The sequence below is a fragment of the Maritalea porphyrae genome (assembly GCF_027213965.1).
Lineage (GTDB): Bacteria > Pseudomonadota > Alphaproteobacteria > Rhizobiales > Devosiaceae > Maritalea > Maritalea porphyrae_A.
Window position 1 is genome coordinate 349,540 of record NZ_JAPWGX010000001.1, and the last position, 18,527, is coordinate 368,066.

At 50.1% G+C, this 18,527-nt stretch carries 21 protein-coding genes; 7 read left to right on the top strand and 14 right to left on the bottom strand.

All coding sequences use genetic code 11. From position 1 onward, the window contains the following. Positions 1 to 38 precede the first annotated feature (38 nt). Positions 39 to 1,028 carry an ABC transporter substrate-binding protein gene (locus O4H47_RS01985; protein WP_419719582.1) on the top strand — a complete coding sequence of 330 codons (990 nt, stop codon included), beginning with the start codon at positions 39 to 41 and terminating at the stop codon, positions 1,026 to 1,028. An 81-nt stretch (positions 1,029 to 1,109) separates the two neighbouring features. On the opposite strand, the gene O4H47_RS01990 is transcribed toward O4H47_RS01985, so the two are convergent. The 3 genes from O4H47_RS01990 to O4H47_RS02000 all read right to left on the bottom strand — a co-directional run bounded on the left by O4H47_RS01990 (position 1,110) and on the right by O4H47_RS02000 (position 3,499). Then, positions 1,110 to 2,012 carry a hypothetical protein gene (locus O4H47_RS01990; protein WP_269392256.1) on the bottom strand — a complete coding sequence of 301 codons (903 nt, stop codon included), beginning with the start codon at positions 2,010 to 2,012 and terminating at the stop codon, positions 1,110 to 1,112. Then, a complete protein-coding gene (locus tag O4H47_RS01995; protein ID WP_269392257.1) occupies positions 2,009 to 2,401 on the bottom strand; it encodes a GntR family transcriptional regulator in 393 nt (130 codons plus the stop codon). Before O4H47_RS01995 ends, O4H47_RS01990 begins: the two co-directional genes overlap by 4 nt. A gap of 219 nt (positions 2,402 to 2,620) precedes the next feature. Continuing rightward, the gene (locus O4H47_RS02000; protein ID WP_269392258.1) at positions 2,621 to 3,499 is read right to left on the bottom strand and encodes a LysR family transcriptional regulator; all 879 of its coding nucleotides are present in this window, start codon (positions 3,497 to 3,499) and stop codon (positions 2,621 to 2,623) included. A 104-nt stretch (positions 3,500 to 3,603) separates the two neighbouring features. On the opposite strand from O4H47_RS02000, the gene O4H47_RS02005 reads away from it, so the two are divergent. Continuing rightward, positions 3,604 to 4,299, top strand: coding sequence for a DUF4386 domain-containing protein (locus O4H47_RS02005; protein WP_269392259.1), 696 nt, complete (start codon positions 3,604 to 3,606; stop codon positions 4,297 to 4,299). Between the two features lie 137 nt (positions 4,300 to 4,436). On the opposite strand, the gene O4H47_RS02010 is transcribed toward O4H47_RS02005, so the two are convergent. Continuing rightward, positions 4,437 to 4,856 (bottom strand): Lrp/AsnC family transcriptional regulator, encoded by a 420-nt coding sequence (locus O4H47_RS02010; protein ID WP_269392260.1) that lies wholly within the window; start codon positions 4,854 to 4,856, stop codon positions 4,437 to 4,439. 129 nt (positions 4,857 to 4,985) lie between these two features. On the opposite strand from O4H47_RS02010, the gene O4H47_RS02015 reads away from it, so the two are divergent. Continuing rightward, positions 4,986 to 5,759 (top strand): carbon-nitrogen hydrolase family protein, encoded by a 774-nt coding sequence (locus tag O4H47_RS02015; protein WP_269392261.1) that lies wholly within the window; start codon positions 4,986 to 4,988, stop codon positions 5,757 to 5,759. A gap of 643 nt (positions 5,760 to 6,402) precedes the next feature. Here O4H47_RS02015 and O4H47_RS02020 read toward each other — a convergent pair. The 9 genes from O4H47_RS02020 to O4H47_RS02060 form a co-directional block, all read right to left on the bottom strand. Next, positions 6,403 to 7,182, bottom strand: coding sequence for a formate/nitrite transporter family protein (locus O4H47_RS02020; protein ID WP_269392262.1), 780 nt, complete (start codon positions 7,180 to 7,182; stop codon positions 6,403 to 6,405). A gap of 129 nt (positions 7,183 to 7,311) precedes the next feature. Beyond that, complete coding sequence (locus O4H47_RS02025) at positions 7,312 to 7,881, bottom strand: histidine phosphatase family protein (RefSeq protein WP_269392263.1); 570 nt, start codon at positions 7,879 to 7,881, stop codon at positions 7,312 to 7,314. A gap of 76 nt (positions 7,882 to 7,957) precedes the next feature. Next, positions 7,958 to 8,992 (bottom strand): TRAP transporter substrate-binding protein, encoded by a 1,035-nt coding sequence (locus tag O4H47_RS02030; RefSeq protein ID WP_269392264.1) that lies wholly within the window; start codon positions 8,990 to 8,992, stop codon positions 7,958 to 7,960. Positions 8,993 to 9,134: 142 nt separating this feature from the next. Next, positions 9,135 to 9,821, bottom strand: coding sequence for a D-lyxose/D-mannose family sugar isomerase (locus O4H47_RS02035; RefSeq protein ID WP_269392265.1), 687 nt, complete (start codon positions 9,819 to 9,821; stop codon positions 9,135 to 9,137). A 90-nt stretch (positions 9,822 to 9,911) separates the two neighbouring features. Continuing rightward, complete coding sequence (locus O4H47_RS02040) at positions 9,912 to 11,681, bottom strand: SulP family inorganic anion transporter (protein WP_269392266.1); 1,770 nt, start codon at positions 11,679 to 11,681, stop codon at positions 9,912 to 9,914. A 21-nt stretch (positions 11,682 to 11,702) separates the two neighbouring features. After that, positions 11,703 to 12,062 carry a TIGR01244 family sulfur transferase gene (locus tag O4H47_RS02045; protein ID WP_269392267.1) on the bottom strand — a complete coding sequence of 120 codons (360 nt, stop codon included), beginning with the start codon at positions 12,060 to 12,062 and terminating at the stop codon, positions 11,703 to 11,705. Between the two features lie 84 nt (positions 12,063 to 12,146). Then, the gene (locus O4H47_RS02050) at positions 12,147 to 13,043 is read right to left on the bottom strand and encodes an MBL fold metallo-hydrolase (protein WP_269392268.1); all 897 of its coding nucleotides are present in this window, start codon (positions 13,041 to 13,043) and stop codon (positions 12,147 to 12,149) included. A 16-nt stretch (positions 13,044 to 13,059) separates the two neighbouring features. Then, positions 13,060 to 13,500, bottom strand: coding sequence for a DUF6691 family protein (locus O4H47_RS02055; protein WP_269392269.1), 441 nt, complete (start codon positions 13,498 to 13,500; stop codon positions 13,060 to 13,062). Positions 13,501 to 13,503: 3 nt separating this feature from the next. Then, entirely contained in the window at positions 13,504 to 13,932 is a 429-nt protein-coding gene (locus O4H47_RS02060; RefSeq protein ID WP_269392270.1) for a YeeE/YedE family protein, read from the bottom strand. A gap of 89 nt (positions 13,933 to 14,021) precedes the next feature. On the opposite strand from O4H47_RS02060, the gene O4H47_RS02065 reads away from it, so the two are divergent. The 4 genes from O4H47_RS02065 (at position 14,022) to O4H47_RS02080 (ending at position 16,611) form a co-directional block, all read left to right on the top strand. Continuing rightward, the gene (locus O4H47_RS02065) at positions 14,022 to 14,324 is read left to right on the top strand and encodes an ArsR/SmtB family transcription factor (protein ID WP_269392271.1); all 303 of its coding nucleotides are present in this window, start codon (positions 14,022 to 14,024) and stop codon (positions 14,322 to 14,324) included. Between the two features lie 95 nt (positions 14,325 to 14,419). Beyond that, entirely contained in the window at positions 14,420 to 15,238 is an 819-nt protein-coding gene (gene panB, locus O4H47_RS02070; RefSeq protein ID WP_269392272.1) for a 3-methyl-2-oxobutanoate hydroxymethyltransferase, read from the top strand. Beyond that, positions 15,235 to 16,086 carry a pantoate--beta-alanine ligase gene (gene panC / locus O4H47_RS02075; protein WP_269392273.1) on the top strand — a complete coding sequence of 284 codons (852 nt, stop codon included), beginning with the start codon at positions 15,235 to 15,237 and terminating at the stop codon, positions 16,084 to 16,086. The genes panB and panC overlap by 4 nt, the downstream gene beginning before the upstream one ends. A gap of 42 nt (positions 16,087 to 16,128) precedes the next feature. Continuing rightward, positions 16,129 to 16,611 carry a methyltransferase family protein gene (locus O4H47_RS02080; protein ID WP_269392274.1) on the top strand — a complete coding sequence of 161 codons (483 nt, stop codon included), beginning with the start codon at positions 16,129 to 16,131 and terminating at the stop codon, positions 16,609 to 16,611. Between the two features lie 46 nt (positions 16,612 to 16,657). On the opposite strand, the gene O4H47_RS02085 is transcribed toward O4H47_RS02080, so the two are convergent. Next, positions 16,658 to 18,517 carry an ABC transporter ATP-binding protein gene (locus O4H47_RS02085; RefSeq protein WP_269392275.1) on the bottom strand — a complete coding sequence of 620 codons (1,860 nt, stop codon included), beginning with the start codon at positions 18,515 to 18,517 and terminating at the stop codon, positions 16,658 to 16,660. Positions 18,518 to 18,527 lie beyond the last annotated feature (10 nt).

An 18,527-nucleotide genomic window follows, 5' to 3' on the forward strand; every position in this document is an offset into this window, starting at 1 on the left:
GACGGATTTTTTGAAGAGACTTTTGAGGAGGAAAGAAAATGAAAAAGACATTAGCACTGACCCTAGGGCTGGCAACCAGCCTTATGGCAGCAACCACAGGCTTTGCGGCTGACAAGCTGACATTGCAGCTTAAGTGGGTCACACAAGCTCAATTCGCTGGGTACTATGTGGCCAAAGACAAAGGCTTTTATGAAGAAGCCGGGCTGGACATTGAAATCAAAGCCGGTGGCCCAGACATTGCGCCACCACAAGTGATTGCAGGCGGCGGTGCCGACGTGATTATTGATTGGATGCCTTCTGCTTTGGCATCACGCGAAAAAGGCGTACCGCTGGTCAATATCGCCCAGCCGTTTAAACGTTCTGGTATGATGCTGACCTGTCGCAAAGACACAGGCATCACTTCGCCTGATGATTTTGCGGGCAAAACGCTTGGCGTTTGGTTCTTTGGAAACGAATATCCATTCCTTTCTTGGATGAGCCAACTTGGCTTAGCAACTGATGGCAGCGAAGGCGGCGTGACTGTTCTTAAGCAAGGCTTTAACGTTGACCCAATTTTGCAAAAGCAAGCTGATTGCGTGTCTACAATGACCTACAATGAATATTGGCAGATCATTGATGCGGGCTTGTCTGAAGATGATTTGGTGACGTTCAAGTACGAAAATGCAGGCGTTGCTACATTGGAAGATGGTCTTTATGTGCTTGAAGAAGATCTTGCCGACCCTGCAATGGTCGACAAGCTTGCCCGCTTTGTTCAAGCTTCGATGAAAGGTTGGGCATATGCTGAAGCCAACCCAGACGAAGCAGCTGATATTGTTCTTGAAAACGACGATACAGGTGCACAAACCGAAGAGCATCAGCGTCGCATGATGCGTGAAGTGTCAAAACTTACCGCAGGAACAGACGGTCGTTTGGACGAAGACGACTATAACCGCACCGTGGCAACTTTGTTGGCTGGCGGTTCTGACCCTGTGATTTCAGGCCCACCACAAGGTGCTTGGACTTCAGTTGTTACTGACAAAATGATGTAGAAATAACCCTTTAACATCAAATGCAAAACGCGGCTCCAGTAGGGCCGCGTTTTCGTATGAAACACCAAAAAATGTCAGCGATCAGGTCGGTTGTTCCGCATCGTTTTTATAGACTTCAAAATCCAACTCATCGACGGGCTGCATGTCCAGCATCAGATTAAAGCCAAACAATAGGCAGGCCTGCAAAAAGATACTGGTCATCACCGGATCAAAAATCTCAAACGCATATCTATCCGCAGCCATGCTCACGATTGAATAAAGGCTGATGATCGTGCTTGAGAAAACCAGGCTCTTCACAGTCGCAGACACTTGCGTGTGGTGATCCTTGGTCGCTTTGAACGGGTCCTGTTTTTTCACCAATGCGATCTTGGCGATATAGACCGCATAAGCAAGGTTTAAAAAGGTGATGATTGCGACGCCAACAAAGTGCTTGGTTTGCCATGGGCCATCCAGATTGGTGTCATAAATGAACACCCCAAGCCAACACAAATAGGCAATTACCGCGCCAAAGACCCAGCCGGGCGAGATAAAATCAAACAGGCGACGTGGCGCAAGCTCAGCCGTGCGCTTTGCTTTTTTGACCGCTTGGCGCATGCCTTTGAACTGTTCATACTCGCTAACACCCAGAATAACGATCGGCAGTATCTGCAAGATAAAATAGAGCATAACGAAAATCTCGCTGCCGCCCAACGGATGCGGCTCAAAACCTGTTATGAGCATTGCCGCCAACCCAACAAAGCCAACTGAAGCGATGAAATAGTTGGCATAACGATAAAGAACCCGCAAACCGCTGATGCTTGCCAACAAACCGCCTGCCCCTTCTGGATAGAGCTTGGGATAGGTTTCTTTGGGATAATTCTTGCGCACAAAGTTGATCCGTTTGAGTGTTTTGGCCGGCAAATAGACCGAAACAAACAGAATTTGTGTCGCAAAGACCGCATAAAATATCAGCAGTGTGAAGTTCAACGGCATATTCTCAATCATTTAGTCTCTCCCATGTTTGGGGTTTGCATGACCTGTGAAAAGGCGATGCGGATCTCACTATCGGTGGCGCCAGCGGCGCGAGATGCCCGAACGGCGTCTTCGAGCTTGACTTGCACCAGCGCGGGCAAGTCTATGGTGCAGTTTTTAAGGGCATTAGGGTGCACAAAGGTGCCCCGATATCCTTTGGTTTGGATGACCCCGTCACGCTCTAAGAGCTTGTACGCTTTGGCGACGGTCTTATTGTTCAAACTCAAATCGCTGGCCAATTGACGAATGGATGGCAACGCCTGCTCAGGCAAAAGCTGACCAGCTTGCACCGCCTTTTTGATCTGCCCAACGAGCTGACCAAACAGCGGCTCTTCACTTTCTATATCTATCGCCACCTGCATGCATGACCCCTATGTACCACTATTACTATGGGTACATTGAGTCCAAATGAATTGCAAGCTTTAGGTTGTAAAAGGTTTGAATTGCGCGCTGTGGCACGTTTTTTATGCGGGGCGAAATCGTCAAGCCAACTGCAAGCACAGATGGTTCATTCGACAAATTTGATATCTACCGGTTATCTAAAACTAGACACGGCGCGCAAAAGTGGCGGTTTTTTGACCTCATTTGCGCGACAGCTCTCGCGCCAAAATCTTTAGGGCTAAGCGAACCCGCGGGCTATTTTGCATTGCTTGGTGCGTTACGAGCCAAATGGGCACTGGAACAGGCTTCAAGCCTGGAAAGAGCCGAACCAACTCAGGCGTTGTTTGCGCGACTTCGCGCAGCATTGCGGCAACGCCCATTCCTCGTTTGACCATTTCCCAAGCAACTACAGCGGAATCGGAAATCAGTCGAAAATCCGACGCATCAACCTGAAAACCCAATTCGCTCAAATAGCTTGCCAAACGTAAAGTGTCATCAAAGCCGACAAGGTGTTTTCCATCCAATTCTGATGGGGTGCCTGGCAGACCGTGTTCTGCCACCCAACGATCAGAGGCATAAAAACACGCTTCGGTATCGCGTACATATTCCCCAACAAGGTCTTTTTGTTCAGGACGCACGTGTCGGATGGCAATATCCGCTTCCATTTGGTGCAGATTGGAGTGCGTGTTCGCCACGTCCAATTTAATCGTGATGTGCGGCGCCTCCGCGCGAATTTTTTCAACAATTTCGGGCAGCACATAAGTGGAAAAAGTATCGGTTGCAGAAATGCACAGCTGCCCACTTACATCTTGCACACGCCCACTCGCGCTCAACACCACCGCCTCAGCCGCTTCGCCCATGGTGCCGATATGTTCCAACAGTTCGCGCCCGGTTTGGGTCAAAGAAAGCCGTTTGCCCAACCGCTCAAATAGGGTCACCCCAAGACTGGCCTCCAAACTGGCGACCTGACGCGAAAGCGTTGGTTGGGTTAGATCTAGTTTGCGGGCTGCAGCCGAAAGCGAACCTGTGCTTGCGGTCATGTGAAAGGCGCGGAGTAAATTCCAGTCAATTTGTTTCATACATATTTGTATATCAAACGTGCATATTTTGGCAATTTACATTCTGTATGCATATGCACTACGAGTTGCTTGGATGTAAAATGCATTGTTGCAAAGGAAATGCCATGCTCACCTTGAGAAACAAATCGCGACTGATTGGAATTCTGATTATCGCAGCAATGGTTGCTGGTGTGCTTAGCGTTGCCCCATCTGTCGATTCAGCGGCATATTTAGTGGAGGCGGCGAAGAACCAAACGCAAGTCATGAACGCTGCATTGTTTCAATTCGCCATGGCCCTGATTTATTTTGCAATTGCCATTTTGCTCTATCCAATCGTGAAGCCTTTTGGCGAAAACCTTGCCCGTAGCTTCTTTGGCTTAAAGGTCACGGCCATGATCCTTGTGATCATTTCAACTGTGTTTTTGGTGTCTTTGTTCGAGCTGAGCGTGGAATTTGCAAGATTGTCCCCACAGGACCCTTTAGCGTTTGAGGCATTCGGCAAGGTGCTAAAAACAACCCGCGACCAAGTCAATCATGTCTTTATGATATTGGTCTTGTGCATTGGAAACATCGCCCTCTTCGCGCTCTTCATCAAGTCTAAAATGATCCCCATTTGGATTTGTGTATTCGGGATCATCGGCGCGGTCTTGTCTTCTGTTGCAAGCATTCTTGTCCTGTTTCGGGTATTTGACATTATCACAACTGAATATCTTCTGATGAATGCCCCGACCGCCCTTGCCGATCTAGCATTGAGCTTATGGCTTATTTTCAAAGGGCTTGATGTTGAAGGCACCAACCGAGGAAATCGCGTGCCGGGCTAGTGACTCAAGCGGCTGGACACTGCTATTGGCGCATGCGCTTTCAGATGAGCGCTGCGTCGAGAAGCGCTTCCCCTCAGCGCCAGCGGCAGGGCACAATTTCAGGCCAAATGCTCAAAAGTCCATTCTGAAGCAAAGACTTACTTAAACTTGTTGAGCCTTATGCTGCTATTGGTGTCAGCAACCATTGGCATGCGCCGAATGTCGACCAGCAGATGATCGAGGTTTTGCAGAGATGACACCCGCAATTCGAGGATAAAATCAAATGCGCCGTTTGACGAGGTAATGGCTTCAACGCCGGCCAGTTTTGCAAATTGGGCAACAACACTTCGGCTGTCACCTGGCTTTAGCTTGACCAGCACCAATGCATCAATCAATGCACCATTTGCTTGGTCTCCCAACTCAATAGTGAAGCGAGTGATCGCTCCTGAAGCCTTTAGTTTGTCAATTCGGTTTTGAACCGTTGGTCGCGACACACCCAAGTCTCTGGCAAGTTCGCTGGCCGGACGCCGCGCGTCTAAACTCAAAAGCCTTATCAGCTCTCTATCTGTTTCATCCATCAAGAATGCTCACTATTCGAAAGAACGAATGACTTATCGCAAGTATTATTTCTAATTGGAATGTTTTTCTGTCTTTTTGGCAACATCCTTCGATGCAACATTGAGTTTATGCTTTGAAAGGATTGCAGTATGAAAGTCACCGTTTGTCAATTAGACCCTCGCCCAGCGCAATTGGACGCACAATTGTCTGCACTCGCAAATCACGTTGAGACAGAACAAAGCCATTTCCTGCTGTTACCAGAAATGTGTTTTGCCGATTGGCTTGCGGCCGAACAGCAACCCGATGCCAAGAAGTGGGCGCATGCGGTAAATGAACATGCGCGGCATATTGCAGATTTGTCGAAACTGGGCGCACAGAGCGTTTTGGGCACCCGCCCCATCGTTAAAGAAAACGGCAGCCGCCGAAATGAAGCCTATATTTGGTCGCAACAAGATGGCGCTGCGCCGCTGCATGAAAAATACTATCTGCCAGACGAGCCCGGTTATTGGGAAAACGCTTGGTATGATCGGGGCGAAAAAAGCTTTGAAATTGGCCGAACTTTGGGCATGCGACTTGGTGTTCAGATATGCACAGAGATGTGGTTTTTTGAATGGGCACGGCACTATGCAGCCTCACGCGCCGACCTTTTGTGCGTACCGCGCGCAACCCCGCATGGTTCGGTAGAAAAGTGGTTGGCTGGCGGACAAACAGCTGCGGTATGTTCGGGTGCTTATTGTTTATCATCAAACTTGTGGGCGCCCGAAGGGGTATCGCCCAACGCGGGTGGTCTGGGTTGGGTCGTTGATCCAGAAGGCAATATATTGGCCACAACCGACCCACAAACACCATTTGCTACAGTGGAGATAAATTTGGAATTCGCCCGCCAAAGCAAGGCAACTTATCCCCGATATGTGCCTGAATAGGGAGATATGATAGAAGAAGGGGCGCATATGAGCATGATCAAGCTTGGACCCGTTTGCTGTTGTCGGAACAAAAAAAAGTTGCGGTGCGCAGTATTTTGACTGACCTCATTGAGCTGAAAATCATAAAAAATCACCAGTAAGCTGCGCCAATCTATCCCCGTCCCCTCTTCCATCCCCTACAATCTTGTCAGCTTATTTCGAAGACCCAAGCGAACAGCGGACGCGGTGTTGGGGTTGAGTGGTGACACTTAGAAAAAGTGGGTCAAAGGGCAACTGGTCGCAGTTGCTCGCTTGCCAAGCATATGTCCAGTCTGACACCGAAGGCAGCTTATTAGCCGTTTGGTGAGTATTGTTTCTCACCTTCACCTTTAAACGGGTGATCATCAAATGATCAATGGCGATCAAAACAGTTTTGATGGAGCGCTAAGCAAGAGGATAGAAGGGTTTAGCACCTCGGGGTATATGCTTGTTTTGCAGTTCTTGGCCGCGCGAGGCGTAAAAACGTCTCACATAAACATTCTAGCGCATAAATAGAGCCGTTAAACGCCTCGCGCATCGCATATTTATAATCACTTCATATGCTTTGGCATTATGGAGGCGATTTTTCGTGGGCGTTGTTGGCCTAAGGGGATGCGACGAGGCTCTATTCCATTTGCCCAAACAACGGTACCGCGGTCAAATAATAGGCAACACCAATAAATCCAGCGCCGCCAATCACGTTGCCAACAGAAACCCAAACCAGATTATAGATACCGCCCCAAATGGTGACGCTATCAGGGTGTGAGGTCAGCAAAGAGATGGTGAACACTGTCATATTGGCGATTGAATGCTCAAACCCGGCAGCAACAAAGGCAAATAAGCACCAGAATATCAGGATGCATTTTGCGGTATCATCCTTTGCGCGGGCGGTCATCCAGATGGCGAGGCAGATCAGCCAATTGCACAAAATGGCGCGGGCCAACAGTTCAATAATAGAACTGTTCATTTTTGCGTCGGCCACTTGGTGCACCAAGGACGCTTCTTGCCCTGCCCAGCCGCCGCCATTGCCCGCAACCACTAAAACAGAAAGCGCCATGGCCCCTAAAAGGTTGCCCCACCAGCAGATAAACCAGTCTTTAACGACCGCAAAGGCGGACATTTTTTTATAGAAAAAGCCGAACGTCATATACATGATACGACCAGAAAACAGTTCTGCCCCGGCAAATACAATCAATGTCAATGTGATGCCAAACAACGCACCCATCACCAATTTTCGGGATGCCGGGTCAACGTCATTTCCAACGGTCAGGATCAGGGCAATGCCAACGCCAACATAGGCACCGGCCATAATGGTGAGAATGAGAAACCCGATGGGGTTTCGTTTGGCGTAGCGCACCTTTTCAACCGCGTTTTCAGCGAATTGTTCGGTTATGTCTTTGTTCAATTCTCAAGCTCCGACAAAAGAGCCTCGCGAGAAAACGATAACCGTTGCTGGTGTAACTTTCTATAGCGAATTGAGCATTTATTTGGGGATTAAGGGCAATCAAAACATCAAGGAGCTTAAAGGATCACATCACTTTTCAAACACCATATGGGACCAATACCCAGAACCATTTGCCGAAGACTTGCGCCAACCTCGGCGTTTCAATTCGCGCCCGAGCACCCGGTTCATAATGCCATGACCCAAAAGGAAAACGTCCCCATGCTGCTGTGCTGCATTTTCAAGCATTTCCACAGCGTCAATCGCCCGCTGTTTTGCGTGAGCATAGCTTTCGCCATTCTGCGAAAAACCGACGAGCCACGCCAAACGAAACGTTACGCTCCAGATGAGGACATCCAATTTGGGGCGCGTCCAATGGGTATGCGGCATGGATGACTCGGCAAACAAAGGATCCGTTTGAGCTTTGTGGCGCAACCCCAATCGTTCAATTGAAGCCATTGCACGCGGCAACTGGCTGCTGAAATGAGCAGCGCAGGCATTGGCCAATTCAATCGCATCGTTTGGCGGTGAACAATCTGGCGCGAGGTCTGTTTGCTCATAATCCAACAAGATTTGCGTAATGTCGCTCGGTGCAAATTTTTGTCCACGCAGTTCATCAAGATCAAAAAGAGGTCGCCCATGGCGCATGAGGATAATCTTCATAAAACCAAAATGGGGAGTGCCAAACGTGTAGACACTCCCCTTTCCATTTCTGGTGCTGTTGTCGCCAACCTACATCTTACTTCGCGTGTTTGGCAATTGATGCTTGTGCTTTGGCAAGCAAGTCCGCTCCATCAATTCCAGCGCCATTGGCTTCGTCCACCCAACGCTCAATTACGGGCTTCAGCGCCAGCTCAAACGCATCGGTTTGGGCTTGATCTAGCATGATATGCGTATTGCCTGCTTCAACTGCCATGGCGATACCTTGTGTGTCGGTTGCTTCCCACACCTCGCCTAAATGGGCGAGCCAATCGTTACCAGAAGCAGCGCGGAAGGCCTGCTTTATATCATCTGGCAAATCATTCCAGCGCGATTTATTCATCGACATTTGGAACACGAGCGTGCCGAACCGTGTTTTGTTGATGCCTTCGATTTGGTATTTGGTTTGCTCTTGCAGCTTTAAGGCTGGGATAATTTCCCACGGCACAAATGCTGCGTCCACAGCCTTGGTGGCCAAAGCTTGTGGCAAAGCGGGAACCGGCATGGCGGCTGCGGATGCGCCAAGTGCTTCAATGGTCCATGCGCCAGTGCGCGATGGTGTGCGGATTTTAAGGCCGTTCACGTCGGCAGGCTCATGCACTGACGTATCCACTGTGTGCAAGCCGTTGCCGCCGTGCACATGCAAGAACATGACCTCAAGACCCTTGTATTCTTCGGCCAATTCACTTTCGAACAATTCAGCCATCGCCAAGTTGGTAGCGCCTGGATTGTTGGTGTGTACAAACGGTAGTTCAAACACTTCAGTGCGGGGGAATACGCCCGGTGTATATCCGTTCACGGTCCAGATGATATCGACCACACCATCACGAGCTTGGCCGACCAATTCAGGTGGGCGACCGCCCAATGACATGGATGGGAAAATCTCGATGCTCACCCGGCCACCAGACGCTTTTTCGACCGCACGTGCCCAAGGCTCAATGGTTTCGGTTTGCGATGGCGACGTGGCACCCAAAAAATGGTGGAGCTTGAAGTTATACTCTGCGGCGATTGTTGTCGTCGCAGACAATAGCGAAATGCCTGATGCAAGGATCAGCGATTTAACTGATGAATTCATTTTAAACCCTATGCGGCCCCTTGTTGGGACTCATTCAATTGGGATGGGCCCTTGCCCATCAATTGCGCGCACCTTGATAAATTTCAAGGGCACGCGCAACCGGAAAATGAAAACTGCGGCAATCGTTGTAACCTATTTTGGACTAGGCAAAAAACCTGTCGTAATCACTGACCAGGAGATAAAGCGGATCTTCGTCCTCTTCGATCGTCGAAAATCGACCAATCGGGTCACGGAACACATTGTCGGTCTTATCGTCGTTGACGGTGGAGACTTCGCCGATCAGCACATCGCCCCCCTCGCCCCAAAACGCATGCCAGACACCGGGCATCAGCGTAACGCTTTCACCCGGATCAAGCCGCAAAATGCCTCCGGCGGGCAAGGTGCGCATGATGCCGTCCACAGGCACCGTAACATCTGCTTTCTCGTCAATGGTGCCATCCGCTGCCGGTGCGAAAAGCTCAAGTGTCAGGGTGCCACCACCGCGGTTGATAATATCTTCGGCTTTGACGTTATGACGGTGCATGGGAGATATTTGATCCTGGCGCGAGATCATGATTTTTTCGGCGTAAAGCATGCCGGTGCCTTTGGTCAGGTCAGCGGCGTCACCATTGCGGGTGGTGAACAAGAACAAGCCCAATTCGTCGAATTTGCCTTGACCATAATCGGTGATGTCCCACCCCATGCCAGCCTTGATCAGCCCTTGCATATCGCTAGCGCGATCTTTCATTTGCCCCGGTGTCCAATAGGCAAACGGGGGCATAATGTAGCCAAACGAGCGGATGAATTCATCACCCTGACGGATGATCTCATTGATTTTAGAGCGTTTCATGGTGTCCCAACCTCAGGAATAAAGTCGGCGCATTCAAAGGACAAAAAACGCTCTTTGTCAAATGTCAGACAAATTATTCGGTTCGGTTCGTTACAACTTGTTACCGTTTTTGGCCTTTGCCAGTTTTGTTTGATTGCAGGTTTGGGGCGCAACTGCACAAACGGCTTGATATTGGCTAAGAAAAACCTGACCTGTCAGATGCTGAAAGAAGTCGGTTTTTTTGAGCTTATCCATCACCGGCCCCTTGATCTCGGAGAAGTGCAATTTTACCCCAAGCGCATCCAAACGTTCGTTAATGGCCTCAAGGCTTTCGAGCGCAGATGTGTCGATTTCATTGACCGCCGGGCACATCAATATCACGTGCTTAAGTGCTGGACGGTCTGCAACCAGATCGTAAACCCGGTCTTCAAGAAAACGCGCGTTAGCGAAATAAAGGCTTTCATCGACTCGAAGGGTCAGCACGTCCGGCGTGGTTTTGACATCGTGGCGGTCGATATTGCGGAAGTGCTCAGTGCCTTCAACCAGCCCAACAATGGCAGCGTGGGGCCGCGAGGTTTTATAGAGGTGAACAGCAACCGACACGAGAACCCCTGTGGTTACGCCCAATTCCACCCCAAAAAGCAAGGTCACTGCCATGGTGCTCACCACAGCTGTAAAATCAGCTTTTGAATAGTTCCACGTGCGCTTAAGGATCGAAAAATCGACAAGGGTCATCACAGCAACAATGATGGTGGCGGCCAGCGTTGCTTTGGGTAAAAAGAAAAGGAGCGGCGTCAAAAACACGGTGGCCAGAGCGATCCCGATAGCGGTGAAAGCCCCTGCCGCCGGGGTTTCAGCACCCGCGTCAAAATTGACAACGGACCGCGCGAACCCGCCAGTTACCGGGTAGCCACCGCCAATTGCAGAGGCAACGTTGGATGCGCCAAGACCTATCAGTTCCTGATTGGGTTCGATCCGCTGGCGGCGCTTTGCCGCAAGGGTTTGGGCAACCGAAACCGATTCCACGAACCCGATGATGGAGATGAGCGCGGCAGAGCCCGCCAGCGAAAACACCAATTCAAGATCAATTTTTGGCACGTGTAGTCCGGGCAATCCTTGGGGAACTTCCCCCACAAGCGCAACGCCCTGCCCGCCAAGTCCAAAACCAAATGCAATCAATGTGGTGACAGCAACGGCAAAAACAGGCCCGGTTTTTGCCAGAATCTCCGCTAATCGCGGTTTTAACCCAAGGTACAATAACCAAGGTTTTAAGCCCTTGCGCACCCAAAACAGAAAGGCGGTTGCGGCAACACCAATCGTCAAGGTGAACGGATTGATCTGATTGAGGTGCGAGAAAATCGACGTCACAAGTTCAAATAGATTATGACCGTGCGCATCGATGCCCAGAATGTGTTTTAATTGGCTGGTTGCAATAATAATGCCGGACGCCGTGATAAAACCAGAGATCACCGGATGCGACAAGAAATTGGCCATAAAACCAAGCCGGAGCAGGCCCATGACCAATAGCATCAGGCCAGAAATCAACGCCAGCGCCATTGCCGCAAATATGTATTCTTCGGTGCCTTGCAAGGCGAGCTTGCCAACGGCGGCGGCTGTCATAAGGGAGACAACCGCAACCGGGCCCACAGCAAGGGTGCGTGAGGAACCAAAAAGCGCGTAGGCAACCAACGGAAGGATTGAAGCGTAAAGGCCCATTTGCGGCGGCAAGCCCGCCAACAGAGCGTAGGCCAAACTCTGTGGGATCAACATAATCGTGACGATAATCGCTGCAACAAGATCGCTGGTTAGCGTTTCGCCGTTATAAGCTCTACCCCAATCATAGATTGGAAGTTTTTTGAGCCGCTTAGCAATCTCAGACATTGGTTGATCCCACATGGTTTGTTATTTGCCCATTGGCACGTGCATGGCGGTCGCTTCTTGGTTTAGCTCCCACAATGAATGGGCGCGCATGCCAGATCGGCAATAGCCAAGAATTGGCTTGGGCATATCGAAATAGCCTTTGGCAAACTTGTCCACATCAGCGCCACAGGCTTGGCCAGGACGAATGGGAACATGCAGCATTTTGATGCCGTATTTTTCCGCTTCTAGCGCTAGATCTTGAAAACGGGGTTGATTGCCCTCTTCGTCATCAGGACGGGCGCAAATGATTGATTTGAAGCCTTGTTCCGCCAATTTAGGCAAATCCGAATACCCAATTTGGCCAGCAACATAGAACTCATCCGAAACTCTTTTGGGGTTCATTTTGGTAATATTCTCCATCTGCTTGGCCAACACCTGAAAAGGGACAACCAAGGATTTAAACATAGAAACAATGGGTTGCATAATTTACAGCTTATTCACGGGGACTTTGAAAAACACGTCGCCTTTGTCATCTGCCGGCGGCATTTTGCCCCCACGCATGTTAACCTGGAGCGATGGAATGATTAGTTTTGGCATATCCAAACTCGCGTCACGCTCTTCGCGCATTTTGACGAACTCGTCTTCTGAGATGCCATTTTTGACGTGGATATTGTGTTCACGCTCTTCGACAACCGAAGTTTCCCACTGGATATCACGACCATTTGGGCCGTAATCGTGGCACATGAACAACCTTGTCTCATCCGGCAACTGCAACACCCGTTTTACCGATCTATATAGCGTGCGCGCGTCTCCGCCGGGGAAATCAGCGCGCGCTGAACCGCCGTCTGGCATAAACAATGTATCGCCCACAAAAGCGGCATTGCCGATGGTGTGGGTCATGCAAGCGGGGGTGTGCCCGGGTGTATGCATAACATAAGCGGTCAGATTGCCGATTTGATAGCTGTCGCCATCAGTGAAGAGCTGATCGAACTGCGAACCGTCGCGTTGAAACTCAGTGCCCTCATTGAACACTTTGCCAAAGACGTCTTGCACAATGGTGATATTCTCACCAATGCCCAGTTTGCCGCCCAATTTGCCTTGGATATAAGGAGCTCCGGACAAATGGTCAGCATGGACGTGGGTTTCGATCAGCCACTCCAATTCAAGTTCATTATCTTTAATGAACTTGATGATTTGATCGGCCCCACCATAGGAAATCCGACCTGCGGCATAATCAATATCCATAACGGAATCGATAACTGCGCATTTGTTGCTGGTTGGATCTTGGACCACATATGAAATGGTGTTTGTTGGTGCGTCAAAAAACGCGGTAACAATTGGTCTAACATCCAGTTGTGGTGTGAATGGTAATGGCTCGATCATATATCGCTCCTGTATTTTAGTTGTGTGTTTTGACGGTCTTGAAGGCATTTCTGCCGCGCAAGAACTTCGCCAATGTGATGCCGACAATCATTGAGCCGACAAAAATGAATGGATCCGGAATGGCCAACCCAAGCGCAGGAATTGCCCCGCCCGGACAAAAGCCAGTGATGCCCCAGCCAATGCCAAATGTTGCGGACCCGATGACGAGCGGCGCATCAATTTGCTTGGCAGCCGGTAAGGAAAACACGTCTTCAAACACCGGATGAGGGCGTTTGAGGACAAATAAATAACCAACAGCGGTGACCACGAGGGCCGAAACCATAACAAGCAATAAACTTGGGTCCCAAGTGCCAGCAATATCAAAGAAATTGAGCACTTTTGCTGGGTTTGACATGCCACCAATAGTGATGCCAGTGCCGAAAATCAGTCCGATGATAAAAGTTGAGATCAGCTTCATGACTTAGATCCCCCCTAGAATGTGACGCACCACAAATACGGTGATGAATGTAAACAACATGAAAGTGCCTGTTGCGGTGATCGAGCGCAGTGAAAGCCGTGCCATACCGCAAACGCCATGACCTGACGTACAGCCTGATCCATAATTGACGCCGACGCCGACAATGAAGCCGCCGATGATTACTGCGGCCAACGACACCGGATTTTCAAAGGGCACCGGTGCGCCTGTGAAAGCTGAAACTGCAACAGGCCCGGCAATTGCACCGAGTAAAAATGTTGCTCGCCACGCCCAATCTGCTTGAATGGGGGGCAAAATGCCTGCTAAAATGCCAGTCATACCGGCAACACGGCCATGGAAGGCCATAAGCAACACAGATGCCAGCCCAATGAGGCTACCACCAAGAATCGCCTCTAACGGTGTGAATTCCGTCATACTCCTATTTACCTCGCTTAGTACTCTGCCGTACAAGACAGAAAATCATCCCTTGCATTTCTATATGCTTATATTCTAATGTAGTCAACATGAACATTGAAGAACTTGAAAAAAACGCAGATCAAGCTGCCGAGCTATTAGGTGCAATGGCAAACGCCAATCGCCTTGCGATCTTATGCAATCTTGTTGGCTGCGAAAAGCCGGTAACGGAACTTGTGGAGTTGGTTGGCCTTAGTCAGCCAGCGCTCAGTCAACACTTAGGGAAGCTTCGCGCCTTACGTTTGGTGTCGACCAGACGGGATGGGAATGTGATCCACTACTCGCTCGCATCTGCCGAGGTGGAAGCTGTGCTCGAAACGCTGCATGGTATCTACTGCGCACCTAAAGGCTAATCAGCATTTGTTGATTTATTTCCCAATCCGCTCTATCTAGACGCTGGCTCGGTGTGGGGTTGAGCCTTTGTTTTGGTCAAGCGGGAAGACCCATAATGAGTGCATCAAGCAACAAGAGACCCATCAACGCCAAGAAGATCATGGAAATGAAGGGCAAATCGCCCATCGTTTGCTTGGCGGCCTATACAACTCCAATTGCACGAATGGCAGACGAGCATTGTGACCTAATTTTGGTTGGCGATAGCGTTGGCATGGTCTTACATGGCCTGCCCTCCACTCAAAGTGTGAGTGTTGAGATGATGGTGATGCACGGCCAAGCCGTTCGCCGCGGCGCAGACCACGCACTTGTGGTGGTGGACATGCCGTTTGGCAGCTATGAGGCGAGCCCAGAGCAAGCTTTCGAAACGGCGGCCTACATTATGCAAGAGACGGACTGCACAGCGATCAAGCTTGAGGGCGGCGCGCATATGGCAGAAACAATTGATTTTTTGACCACACGCGGCATTCCGGTTATGGCCCACGTAGGACTTACGCCGCAATCGGTTAAGGGCATTGGCGGTTACGCCGTGCAAGGGCGCGGCGAAGACCGTCAGCGCATTTTGGACGACGCCAAAGCCGTGCAGGACGCAGGTGCGTTCTGCGTGGTGTTGGAAATGGTCACCGAAGAACTGGCCAACGAAGCGACCAAGCTATTGGATATTCCAACCATTGGCATTGGCGCATCTAATCAATGCGACGGGCAAGTTTTGGTGGTGGACGACATGCTTGGCATGTTCCAAGACTTCAAACCAAAGTTTGTGAAGCGTTTCGCAGACCTTGGTGCGGCGGCAGATGATGCAATTGCGACCTATGCCAAAGATGTGCGATCGCGCGCCTTCCCCGGTGCCGACCATGTTTACGCGGACAAAAAATGAGCCCGGTGATCGTTCGCACCATTGATGAATTGCGTCTGCGGGTGCGTGAATTGCGCGCCGCGGGGCACACAATTGGTTTGGTGCCCACAATGGGCGCGTTGCATGAGGGGCATCTAAGCCTTGTTCAGGCAGCAAAAGACGACGGGCACAAAGTGATCGTTTCAATCTTTGTGAACCCAACCCAATTCAATGACAAGAAAGATCTAGAGAAATATCCGCGCAACGAAGCAGCGGATGTGGCCCTACTTGAACCGCTTGATGTTGCGATTGTGTGGGCGCCTCACGTTGAAGAAATGTATGCGGATGGGTTTGCCACCACGGTCAGCGTGAGCGGCATAACCGATGGGCTTTGCGGGGCGACGCGGCCCGGGCATTTTGACGGGGTGGCGACCGTTGTGAGCAAATTGCTCTTGCAGGCGCTGCCCGACGCGGCCTATTTCGGGCAAAAAGATTATCAGCAATTGGCCGTGATCAATCGGCTTGTTGCGGACTTGAATATACCCGCAAAAATCGTTGGTTGCCCAATTTTACGCGAAGTAGATGGCTTGGCCATGTCTTCACGCAATGTGCGGCTTAGCGAAAAGGGTCGAAAAACAGCGGCATTGTTGTTTCAAACACTTAGCCAATCTGCTGAAGATATTGATTCAGGAAAATCAGTAGAAACCGTAATGTCTAGGTCGTCTGAAGCGCTATTGGCAGCAGGTTTTGAGGCGATTGATTATCTTGAAATGCGCAGTGCAGATGATTTGTCGCCAATGACAGAGTTTGATCGACCTGCCCGGCTTTTTGTCGCCGCGTTTCTTGATGGCGTAAGGCTAATTGACAATGTGGTGGTCAAGGGTCGATAGTTTCATTCTGAGGGCGCCCTGCTGGCGCTGAAAGGGGATGAAATGAGTGAACACACACGCGACAACCCCAATGTGGTGATTTTTCCGCCGCTACTCTTATTGTTTGGTTTTGGCCTGGCCATTCTGCTTGAATGGCTTTTACCCATCACTTTTCTTGCGCCGGTTTTTCAATCCAAATTTCAAACCGGGTTTAGTGCCATTTTGGCGCTAATTGGACTTTCCACTGCTTTGCTTGGCGTTCTAGAATTACGCAAGCATGGCACCCACGTGGAACCGCATAAACCCGCGCTATTTTTGGTGCATTCGGGCGTTTACAAGCTTACCCGCAACCCGATTTACCTCGGCATGGTGATCTTCTTTTTGGGGGTTAGCATTTTTTGGAATCTCGAGTGGGGCGTTATTCTCACCCTGCCTGTGGCCCTTACATTGCATTTTGGCGTGATCAAGCGCGAAGAGGCTTATTTGGAAGGCAAATTTGGCGCTGCTTACATGCTGTTTCGCAAGAACACGCGGCGCTGGCTTTAATCAGCAGGCGGCGCGGAAATATGCCGCGCCACCCATACTTTGTTATTTAGGCGATCAATTCCTCTTCCTCTACCGGATTGATAAATCCGCCCGATTGACGCTTCCACAATTGTGCGTAGACACCATTTTGCGCGATTAGTTCGTCATGCGATCCATCTTCAATGATTTTGCCCTGATCCATAACGATCAAGCGATCCATTTCAGCGATGGTGGACAGACGGTGGGCAATGGCAATCACCGTTTTGCCTTGCATGAGGTGCTGCAATTGGCTTTGGATGGCTGCTTCCACTTCACTATCGAGCGCTGAGGTGGCTTCGTCCAAAATCAAGATCGGTGCGTCTTTGAGCAAAACCCGCGCAATAGCAACACGCTGGCGTTGCCCGCCAGATAGTTTCACGCCCCGCTCGCCCACATGCGCATTATATCCCTGACGCCCCTTGGGGTCGGTCAATTCAAGAATGAAATCATGTGCTTCTGCCTGTCTGGCAGCTGCAATCATCATTTCTTCAGTTGCATCTGGACGACCATAGAGCAAGTTTTCCCGCACAGAACGGTGCAACAATGACGTGTCTTGGGTCACCATCGCCAAATTCTCGCGCAAACTATCTTGGGTGACTTTCGAAATGTCGCGACCATCAATACTGATTGTGCCTTTTTCAACGTCGTAAAAGCGCAGAATGATATTGACGAGGGTTGATTTGCCCGCGCCGGAACGACCAACGAGCCCAACCTTTTGACCTGCTGGAATATTGAGGTTCAACCCTTCGATTATCCCTTTGTCGCTGCCATAGTTAAAGGTTACATCGTTGAATTCAATGTTGCCCTTAACTTTGGGAATAGGTTTTGCATCTTTATTGTCTGCAACCAAACGAGGCAATGAGATTGAGTTGATGCCATCTTGCACTGTGCCGATGTTTTCAAACAACGCTGACATTTCCCACATCACCCAATAGGACATGCCCCAAATGCGCAAGATTATACCAAGCGCGACGGCAACCGGTCCGGGCGAGATTTGGCCGCCGATCCACAAGGAAATACCGATCCACGCAACACTGAACAGCAGAATGGAGTTCATGCAAACAATGGTAATATCCAGCGTAGAGCCCAAACGCATTTGGCGATATACGGTTTGCAAAAACCCATCCATACTTTCTTTGGCATAGGCTTCTTCTCGATTAGAATGTGAGAACAGCTTGACGGTGGCGATATTGGTGTAGCTGTCGACAATGCGCCCTGTCATAAGTGAACGCGCATCGGCCTGCTCGGCTGAGATTTTGCGCATGCGGGGCACAAAGTACCGCATCAGCGAAATGTAAGCGATGAGCCATATGACAAACGGGATCATCAAGCGCCAATCAGCGGCCAATGTGACCACCAAAATGCCGACGAAGTAGGTGACAACATAAACCAAAATATCGAGGAACTTCATCACCGTTTCACGCACAGCCAATGCTGTTTGCATCAGTTTCGTGGCGATGCGACCCGCAAACTCATCCTGAAAATAAGTCATTGATTGGCGAATAAGATAGCCGTGCACGTCCCAGCGAATGCGCATTGGGAAGTTACCCAATAGGGCCTGGTGCATGATCAACGAACCAACCGAAGAAATCAGTGGTTTTGCCACCAAGATCACCAATCCCATGAACAATAGGCTAGGCCATTCATCGGCAATGAAGGTCTTAGGATCAGATTCTGACAACCAATTGACCACATTTCCCAAAAAACCGAAAAGCAACACCTCGGTTGCCGCAATGAGTGCGGAAACAATGGCCAAACCAACCAGCCATACTTCCATGCCCTTTGTGTAATGCCGGCAAAATGCATAAAGAGTCTTGGGTGGCCTCGTGGGCTCTTCGCTCGGGTAAGGATCTACTTGCCCTTCAAACCAATCAAAAATTTTGCTCATTGTGATGATC